General features: G+C 43.8%; 4 protein-coding genes. 2 read left to right on the forward strand and 2 right to left on the reverse strand.

Features of this window, described 5'->3' with window-relative positions; genetic code table 11:
- Positions 1–97 precede the first annotated feature (97 nt).
- Entirely contained in the window at positions 98–1,672 is a 1,575-nt protein-coding gene (locus AB3112_RS09145; RefSeq protein ID WP_084972962.1) for a hypothetical protein, read from the forward strand.
- Positions 1,673–1,780: 108 nt separating this feature from the next.
- On the opposite strand, the gene AB3112_RS09150 is transcribed toward AB3112_RS09145, so the two are convergent.
- Together AB3112_RS09150 and AB3112_RS09155 are read right to left on the reverse strand one after the other, a co-directional pair.
- The gene (locus AB3112_RS09150) at positions 1,781–2,512 is read right to left on the reverse strand and encodes a matrixin family metalloprotease (RefSeq protein WP_239822826.1); all 732 of its coding nucleotides are present in this window, start codon (positions 2,510–2,512) and stop codon (positions 1,781–1,783) included.
- Positions 2,513–2,779: 267 nt separating this feature from the next.
- Entirely contained in the window at positions 2,780–3,130 is a 351-nt protein-coding gene (locus AB3112_RS09155) for a YisL family protein (protein WP_057910365.1), read from the reverse strand.
- Between the two features lie 139 nt (positions 3,131–3,269).
- Between AB3112_RS09155 and AB3112_RS09160 the strand changes: the two genes are divergently transcribed.
- The gene (locus tag AB3112_RS09160; RefSeq protein WP_084972960.1) at positions 3,270–3,917 is read left to right on the forward strand and encodes a GPP34 family phosphoprotein; all 648 of its coding nucleotides are present in this window, start codon (positions 3,270–3,272) and stop codon (positions 3,915–3,917) included.
- Positions 3,918–3,947: the final 30 nt, after the last annotated feature.

The raw sequence follows: 3,947 nt of genomic DNA on the forward strand, positions 1-3,947 counted from the left end.
AAAATCCAGCCATAAGACTTGTGATTTTCATGGAAAGTCGTTTTAATGGATATGTACACGTTTTAAGTTTCAAATAATTAAATTGGGGTGAGATTGAATGAAGGGACATTTTAAGTTAGCCGTTGCGGCGGCGTTTCTATTCGTGTCCGCTGGTTTGTTTGGTGTTGCGGCACCAACTGCCAGTGCCGATGTGATCGTCAATCCTGGAACAGCAGGATCGATACCGCAGGTTAATTCTGGTAACGTTTTAAAAGACTACAACGAAAATTCGTTGAACGTCGTCAATAATTCGACACCAGCGGGGAACACAAGTAAGAAGTATACGAAGTATTCATTGGATCCAACTGGTTACAACTACGGTAATTCATACAATACGATTGCCGGAAGTTCTCAAACCAATACATTCAAGACTAAATTCTTCCTGCCGGATGGCTTCAACGTTTCCAACTTCCAACATGGTAACTTCCAAAGTGTCACGTTGGATGGTGACGGCAACATTTACTTTATTGAATCAAACGGTACCAACACCAACCAGGGTGCGATCGTTAAGTTCAATATGGCCAAGTTACAACAATTAGGTGTCGGCTCTGACGTTTTACTGTTATGGCGGGCATTTGATTACTTTAACCCATACACGACCGATGGGCAGGCACATAATGATGAATACAACCAAGTCAACGCGCAATTACAAGGCGCATTTGATAAGGTTCAAACATTGACCACGACATTGAACCAGAATAAGTCATGGCAAAATAACCAGAACAACTACATGAAGAATGCGCAAAAGTGGTACTACAGCTGGAAGAGCAAGAAGGCCAAGTACCAAAAGATTGCCAAATCTTACAGGTATTCATACAATACCCGTCAAAAAGCTAAGAAGACTGTTAAGACAGCCACAGCCAAGATGGCTCGCTGGATGAAGTCTTACAAGATGCACAAGGCAAAGATTGCCAAGTACAACACCAAGATTAGCAGCATTCAATCACAGATTGATACTTATCAAGGACAAATCGACGATGCCAAGGCACAAAATCCTGACATGTTTAAGTACGTTGACATTGCCCAAACAGCGCAATTGTCTCCAGAAGTTGATATTGGCCATGGTCAAACATTGTCATACAACCCACAGAACAAGCACATCTACCTGGCCGAAGACAACACTTTGACCGACCTTGCTTCGCGTGATGATAACAACACGGTTCTCGAAATGGACCCAAACACGTTGAAACCAATCCGTGAATACAACTTCAAGATGTACCACGGCGATTCTGCCAACCTTCAATTGCACACATTGGCATTTGATAAGAATGGTAATGCTTATTGGGGACGTAAGCTCAACGGCGGTTACATGTTCTTCTACGGACGCCTCGACGAAAATGGTGTTAGCTTCCAAGCTTCATCATCTATGGTCGGCAAACGTGGTGGATCAACGAACCAAGGGGTTGCAGTCAACCCGGCAAACAACCGCCTCTACTTCGTTTCTGATGACATCTTGACTTCAGTGCCAACATCAGGTGTTCAAAGCGGTAACTTCTCCGCTGACGATGTTCACTATCAAGCTTTCAATTCAGGACGTGAATTTGAAAGCTTGGCGTTTGACCAAGATGGATACGGCTACTTGTTAGCATTGTGGCCACCTGAGTTGATGCAATCGACTGAGCCGTTGAATTAATTAAATCATTCAGAATTGGCGATAGCGTGTCAAACACGTTTCAGTTCATCGCCACATGCAACACAAAACCCGCGAGCATTCAATTGCTCGCGGGTTTTTAGATCACTTTTATGATGGATACGCAGCAGCCAAGCCGGCAACGTCGCCTGCGGAAATATCGTTATCGCAAACGGTGGGGTACATGATACTGTCCGGTGAAGATGAATGCTGCAATCCCAAAGCATGCCCCAGCTCATGTTCGGCAACGTGGATTTTTTCTGTCGTTGTGTACTGGAACAAGGAACAGTTATTGGCATAAATCGTTGCCGTGGTCGGGCCCAAAGTAAACAAGCCGTTTATCCGGGAGTTGTCGTAGTGAAGTGTCGTCATGCCAGCGTATTGAGGGTTATCGGTATCCTCAACAGTCAGGGTAATATCGGGCTTGGCAGAGTACACCTCGACTAAGTTGACCACGTTTGTTTGATTCCATTGATTGACCGCCAGTTTCCAAATGTTTTGGTAATAGTTGGACGAGGTGTCAACCTTGTATGTAATTGTTTTATCTGCCCAACGGTATTTCGCAGGTGTTGGTGTTACTTGTGGGGATGGAGCTGCCGATTGTTCCGACACGGGTTGCGGGCTGTTGTCAGAACTTTTTTCGTCAGCCGTAAGTTGAGTCGGATTTTTCGGCTGTTTAACGGGTTGACGCTTTGGCTTACGTGACTTGTCCCGCTTTGAATACTCGATGACCGTATTGATTGTCGGCTCAGCTTTGGCGATGGCAGTATTGACGGCAAGGAATATCACAACGGCTGCGGTCATTGTGACAGTGATGAGTAGATATTTAAGTAATTTGTTCATTGCCAGTGCTCCATAACAAATATTATTTAGCTAGGCGATCCCCCATCCCCAAAACGATCGACTTGCTATCAATAAATAAGTATAACATCATATCACGCAAAAACAATATGCATATAATTGAAAAGTGATAGTTATTGAGACTGTGAAAAATAATGACCGTAGACTAAAGCTGCTATTTTGTTTTTGACTCGGCCAGGACTCATATTTGAGCAAAAAAAGGTGGACAAAACGTTTTCGCGTTGTCCGCCCTCATTCCTAAATGGCTATTTAAAAAAAGTACCAATTAGCCAAATACAATCCCAGAACACTGGTTAACGCAAAGACGATGACCAATGTCCAAATGATGTTGGCTGATAAATTATGATGATTTTTGCGCGCAAAGCCGATTTCCAAAAGGGCGATGACGGCTAACCCCAAAATCACCTTGAGACTGCCCAAGACCGGATCACGTGGGACCCGGAACAGTGCCAGCATAAAGCCGGAAACTAAAATTGGAATGTAAACCACTCGGGTGATCATCATGAAAATCGTAGCGAGCTTATCTTTTAATATAAAGGCTAATGCGGCCGTAATAATTAATAAAATCCAAGAAATTAAATGAATATTGACATAAAGCAAAGTAAGTTCCTCCTCAATTGTTTCTATGATTTAGTATAGTAGTTCCTCTCGGAAAAATAAAAGTAATTTCTTGATAAGCCACAGTAAATACGCTATTTTTTAGGTAGAGATAACTTTGAAGCCGAGGGGGGTCGTCGCCATGAAAGGGTTAAATTATACCCAGGAGTTCGTGTTATGCGTGTTAAATCAAAAGCCTAAAATCAGTGCGTTTAAGGAGCGGAAAGTAGCGGCGTGCTTGTTACTATCAGAAATTGTCGAGCTGCTGCGTGATGGGACAATGGCACTCACACCAGCCAATCGGATGGTCATTGCGCCAGTCAACAAGGCGCCCAAGGATTACCTGGTGCCGCTCACCGAGGACATCAAAAAAAGCCAGCCGCAATCCGTTAACAACTATGTCCGGGATGCCGTTTTGTCGGTTCGTAAGCGACGAATTACCAAGATTGCCCAAGCGGTGTGTGATTCGTTGGTTAAGGATGGCTATCTTGAAGAAGACCATAAGACTTATTATGACAACCAAACACTGACCGATCGGATCTTAAAGGAATTGTATAGCGACGCGGTTTCCAAAAATGAACCTTCCGAACAAAATTCCATGCTGGCGATTTTGCTGGTCAATTCGGGGCTGATTCGGGAGATTTTTCCAAAAGATGAGGCCCAAACCGTTGAGCTGCGATTAAAGGAAGTCATGAAGTCCGATCAGTATCACCTCATTTCAGACGTGACTAAACGGATCAATCAGGATTTGACGGCGATTATTGAAGCGGTGTCGTTTGCGAAAAAGTGAGTGTACTGACACACACGTTTCAACTATATA

This window comes from Lentilactobacillus sp. (assembly GCF_040773105.1).
GTDB lineage: Bacteria > Bacillota > Bacilli > Lactobacillales > Lactobacillaceae > Lentilactobacillus > Lentilactobacillus parabuchneri.